This is a genomic window from Thermobifida fusca NBRC 14071 = JCM 3263, assembly GCF_001592045.1.
GTDB classification, from domain to species: domain Bacteria; phylum Actinomycetota; class Actinomycetes; order Streptosporangiales; family Streptosporangiaceae; genus Thermobifida; species Thermobifida fusca.
This window is the reverse complement of record NZ_BCWB01000077.1, coordinates 1-5,209: the sequence shown is the minus strand read 5'-3', so window position 1 is coordinate 5,209 and position 5,209 is coordinate 1. Positions and strand designations below refer to the sequence as shown.

At 65.9% G+C, this 5,209-nt stretch carries 5 protein-coding genes; 4 read left to right on the top strand and 1 reads right to left on the bottom strand.

The features are described 5' to 3' along the window. Positions 1–354: 354 nt before the first annotated feature. Positions 355–633, bottom strand: a complete 279-nt coding sequence (locus TF1_RS15605; protein WP_011293002.1) for a hypothetical protein — start codon at positions 631–633, stop codon at positions 355–357. Positions 634–814: 181 nt separating this feature from the next. Between TF1_RS15605 and TF1_RS15600 the strand changes: the two genes are divergently transcribed. From TF1_RS15600 to TF1_RS15585, 4 genes are all read left to right on the top strand, one after another. Next, on the top strand, positions 815–1,609 hold the full coding sequence (locus TF1_RS15600) for a TSUP family transporter (RefSeq protein ID WP_016189217.1): 795 nt from the start codon (positions 815–817) through the stop codon (positions 1,607–1,609). A 289-nt stretch (positions 1,610–1,898) separates the two neighbouring features. After that, positions 1,899–3,080, top strand: a complete 1,182-nt coding sequence (gene sucC / locus TF1_RS15595) for an ADP-forming succinate--CoA ligase subunit beta (RefSeq protein ID WP_016189216.1) — start codon at positions 1,899–1,901, stop codon at positions 3,078–3,080. A 20-nt stretch (positions 3,081–3,100) separates the two neighbouring features. Next, positions 3,101–3,979: a succinate--CoA ligase subunit alpha gene (gene sucD / locus TF1_RS15590; RefSeq protein ID WP_011292999.1), complete on the top strand. Its 879-nt coding sequence runs from the start codon at positions 3,101–3,103 to the stop codon at positions 3,977–3,979. Positions 3,980–4,241: 262 nt separating this feature from the next. Then, positions 4,242–5,209 (top strand): cell division protein PerM (locus tag TF1_RS15585; RefSeq protein WP_255266203.1); only part of this gene is annotated, 968 nt, incomplete at its 3' end.

Here is a 5,209-nt window from a genome sequence, read left to right as displayed (position 1 = left end):
CACGCAAAAAAGGAGAGGGAGTAGATGTGAGGCTTTGGTCCTCTTTCCTGCCCCTCTCCTTTTCGTTTTCTCTGAATTAAGGCCCCTCGCGCAGGGGCCTATTTTTGTGCCTTTTCCTGGGCGAGGGTGCCCCCACCCCTGTGTCGGGGAAATGGCCAGGAAAAACCGTGGTGAAGAAGAGCGGGAAGAGGGATGAATTCACTGCATGGCCTCTTCAAGGCGAGAATCCTGCACGGTCCCGTCGTCACGGTTGCCGCGGGGTAGAGCGGAGATGCAGCGATCCCTGCCTGTGCCGCTGCGGAAGGAGCGAATACCCTCTCTCGCCCGGGAGAGGCACACTACTGGATCCGGTGGTTAAGTGCCTTGATGCTGGCGCAGGTAGTCCAAGTAGAGCGGACGCAGTGCCTCACGGAGCTGGTGGTCCCCTTCGAATTCTGCGATCAGTTGGCTGAACAACGCCGACACGGTGTGCACCCCGGCCTGTCCTGCCGCTGGGCGTCCGGCAAGGGCCTCCGCACTAGGAATATGCTCCACCAGCTTCCACAGGTAGCTGACATCCCACCGCTTCCGGGCGAGCTCCACTGCCCGTTCCCGCAACTCGTCCGTGTCCAACCTCTCCAAGTCCTCACCCATGACCTCCCACTACCCGATCTGGGGCTTTCCGCGCTCTGCGGGACAGACTCCCCCGCATCGCGACGGGCGGGGATGGTGCAGGGCAGAAAACGGCAAAGAGATAGGCTCTTGGACTTGTGACTACAGGTAGCCCGTATCGGGACGTTCCGCCGCGGCACGTCGTTCTTTCGGATCGGTAGGCGTGGACGTCGAGATCATCGCGCTGCTCATGGCCGCAGCGGTCGCCGCCGGATGGGTCGACGCTGTCGTGGGCGGCGGTGGCCTGCTGATGCTTCCCGCACTGCTCGTCGCCTTCCCCACCACACCGGTGGCCGCAGTGCTCGGAACCAACAAACTGACAGCGATCTTCGGTACCTGCTCCGCCGCCATCACCTACGCTCGCGGGGTCAAATCCGAACCCCACGTGGTGTGGTCCGCAGCCGGACTCGCCCTCCTCGGAGCGGGAAGCGGGGCCGCGCTTGCCGGAGCAGTGTCCTCCGCGACCCTGCGCCCCATCATCATGGCGGTGCTGCTCGCTGTCGCTGTCTTCGTGGTGCTGCGCCCCGCGATGGGACGGGTCGCCCAACCACGGCTGCGCACCCCTGCCCGGGTCGTAGCCGCGGTCCTCATCACGGGCCTAGTGATCGGATGCTACGACGGCCTCATCGGGCCGGGCACCGGCACGTTCCTGATCATCGCGCTGACGTCGATCATCGGCATGGACTTCGTCACTGCCTCGGCGTCCGCCAAAATCATCAACACGGCCACCAACCTCGGCGCGATCATCGTCTTCGCCCTCAATGGTGACGTGATGTGGCTGATCGGGCTGGGCTTGGCGGTGTGCAACATCGCCGGGGCGCAGGTGGGCGCCCGCATGGTGCTGCGCCGCGGTACCGGCTTCGTGCGGGCTGTCCTCCTGGTCGTCGTCGTGCTCCTCGTGCTGCGGCTCGGCTACGACCAGTTCGTCGCATCCGCGGTCCCCTCGGGCACAGGGTGAAGGAGCATGACAGAGCGTGACACGGTCCCTGTGAAGCTTGTGTAACCCGTCACATGGGTTATCGACTCAGTGTGGGGAATAACGGACAAACAACCAGTTTCACGAGGTCATGGGACCGGTCATCGGGAACCCGGTGTCTGTTGCGGAAAGTCGGGCTGGATAAGCTTCCGCATGGTGCGGATGGCTTAAACAAGCATCTTTCCAACGTGGCACACCCCGCAGATGGTTCCCACGTTGTGTGAATGACCTCCGCAGAAACCCAGCCAGCGAGTCACAAGGACGGACCCTCGTGGACCTGTTCGAATACCAGGCGAAGGCACTCTTCGCGGAATATGGGGTTCCGGTACCCCAAGGAAAGGTGGCGAGCACGCCCGAGGAGGTGCGTGCCATCGCCGAAGAGTTCGCGGCGGCGGGCAAGCCCCGCGTCGTGGTTAAAGCTCAGGTCAAGACCGGAGGCCGAGGCAAGGCGGGCGGTGTCAAGGTGGCCGACGGCCCCGACGACGCAGTCGCTAAGGCCAAGCAGATTCTCGGCATGGACATCAAGGGCCACACCGTCCACCGGGTCCTCGTTGAAGAGGCCAGCGACATCGCGGAGGAGTACTACTTCTCCTTCCTGCTGGACCGGGCGAACCGTTCCTTCCTCTCCATCTGCTCTGCCGAGGGCGGTATGGAGATCGAGGAGGTTGCGGCAACCAACCCCGACGCCGTAGCGAAGGTCCCCATCAGCCCGCTCAAGGGGGCTCCGGCTGACGTCGCGGCCGACATCGTTGCCCAAGGCAAACTGCCCGAGGCTGCTGCCCAGGGCGCCGTCGACGTCATCACCAAGCTGTGGAAAGTCTTCGTGGAGAAAGACGCCACGCTGGTCGAGGTCAACCCGCTCATCCTCACCAAGGACGGCCGGGTGGTCGCCCTTGACGGCAAGGTCACCCTGGACGACAACGCCGAGTTCCGGCAGGACCTGGAGTCGCTAGCCTCCGCCGCGGAAGGCGACCCGCTGGAAGTCAAGGCCAAGGAGAAGGGCCTCAACTACGTCAAGCTCGACGGTGAGGTCGGCATCATCGGTAACGGCGCCGGACTCGTCATGTCCACGCTGGACGTGGTCGCCTACGCCGGTGAGCAGCACGGCGGAGTCAAGCCCGCCAACTTCCTCGACATCGGCGGTGGCGCCTCCGCCGAGGTCATGGCCAACGGCCTGGAGATCATCCTGAGCGACCCCGCGGTCAAGAGCGTCTTCGTGAACGTCTTCGGTGGTATCACCGCGTGCGACGCGGTCGCCAACGGTATCGTGCAGGCGCTCGAACTGCTGGAATCCCGGGGCGAGGATGTGACCAAGCCGCTGGTGGTGCGCCTGGACGGTAACAACGCCGAACTCGGTCGCTCGATCCTCAACGAACGTAACCACCCAGCGGTCCGCCAGGTGGACACCATGGACGGCGCTGCCGCACTAGCCGCCGAACTGGCCGCGAAGTAAGCGCGGGGGGATTTCAAGACATGGCTATCTTCCTCACCAAGGACAGCAAGGTCCTCGTCCAGGGCATGACCGGCTCCGAGGGCACCAAGCACACCCGTCGCATGCTTGCCGCGGGCACCAACATCGTCGGTGGTGTCAACCCGCGCAAGGCCGGCCAGGTGGTGGACTTCGACGGCACCCAGGTACCGGTCTTCGGCTCGGTAGCCGAAGGCATGAAGGCCACCGGTGCTGACGTCACCGTCATCTTCGTGCCGCCGAAGTTCGCCAAGGACGCGGTGATCGAAGCGATCGACGCGGAGATCGGCCTCGCGGTCGTCATCACCGAAGGCATCCCGGTGCACGACACCGCCACCTTCTGGGCCCACGCGTGCAGCAAGGGCAACAAGACCCGCATCATCGGCCCGAACTGCCCCGGCCTCATCACCCCCGGGCAGTCCAACGCCGGCATCATCCCCGCCGACATCACCAAGCCGGGCCGTATCGGCCTGGTGTCCAAGTCCGGCACGCTCACCTACCAGATGATGTACGAGCTGCGGGACATTGGCTTCTCCACCTGCGTGGGTATCGGCGGTGACCCGATCATCGGCACCACGCACATCGACGCGCTCGCCGCGTTCGAAGCCGACCCGGACACCGACGTCATCGTGATGATCGGTGAGATCGGCGGTGACGCTGAAGAACGGGCCGCTGAATACATCAAGAAGCACGTCACCAAGCCTGTCGTGGGCTACATCGCGGGCTTCACCGCGCCTGAGGGGAAGACGATGGGGCACGCCGGCGCTATCGTCTCCGGTTCTTCCGGTACCGCTGCGGCGAAGAAGGAAGCCTTGGAAGCCGTGGGCGTCAAGGTCGGTAAGACGCCGAGCGAGGCCGCGAAGCTGGTGCGTTCCCTGTTCTAACACGCTACGCGTGTCGGAGGGCCTGCTCCCGCGGAGGGGCGGGCCCTCCGTTCTGTTCTCCGGAGCGCGCCTTACCACATTTGGGATTTTTTGGCGACTTCCGACACGCCAGGCGGAAATAGGTTCCTAAAACCGCGGCGGCTGGGAGCATGGAAGCGTGAGCGTGCCTCCAAGAACGTCGAAACGTCGTCAACCGGCTGGCGGCGGTCGCCCAGGCAGAAGACCCCACCGCCCGGGGAGCCGTCCCGCAACGTCCCGTCCCGTGGGCGCCAGCGCGCAGGCGCGTCCGCTGTACGCGTCGGGTGGGGTCGGCGCGGCGTCGGCTGCCGCGATCGGCCTGGCTATGCTCACCACCCTCACCCTCGTCGGCTGGATCGCTGCCCCGCCGACCACGTTCGGTGACGACATCGTTGACGTGTTCCGGATCGCGGTCCGCATGTGGCTTGTCGGCCACCACGTCGAACTCGTCACCCCGGATGGGCGGATGGGGCTGTTCCCCATTGGCTTGCTCGTGCTCCCCGGGCTGCTGCTGTACCACTCGGGAAGCCGGCTTGTCCGCGCCTGCGGACTGGTCCGCCTCCGGCACGCCGCCCAGGCAGCGCTGGCCCTCGCCAGCCCGTATGCGGCGATCGCCGGCACGCTCGCGCTCATCGGGCGGGACGACACGGTCCAGCCCAGCATGCTCCAAGCGCTCGTCACCGGTTTCCTCCTCGCGTTCCTCGCTGGAGGGCTGGGAGCGCTGCGGCAGCTCCTCAAAGAGCGCCGTATCCCGTGGCGGGGGGTGCTCGCATTCCTGCCGTTACGGCTCCGCGCCGTCGTCTCCGGGCTGTTCAGCGCTTCCGCAGTGCTCGCAGCAACCGGGGCTGCGCTGTTCTTCTCCGGTCTTGCCGCAGGGTTCCCCGAAGCGGTCGAGACTACCCGCGGGCTAGCCCCCGGGGTGGTCGGCGGCGTGCTGCTGTTCGTCATCCAGTTGCTGTACCTGCCGAACGCGGTCATCTTCGGGGTCGCCTACGCGGCAGGCCCGGGGTTCGCGTTCGGGGCAGACACAGTGGTCGCGCCCACCGGCGTGGCCCTGGGGCCGCTGCCGGAGCTCCCGATGCTGGCTGCCCTCCCCGACAACGGTCCCGCCCCGGCCCTGTCCCTGGTGACTCTGCTGGCCCCGTTTGCCGCCGGGGCAGTGGGAGGCTGGCGGAGCTTGCACGGCGCGCCGGTACCGGTCAACGAGGCTGC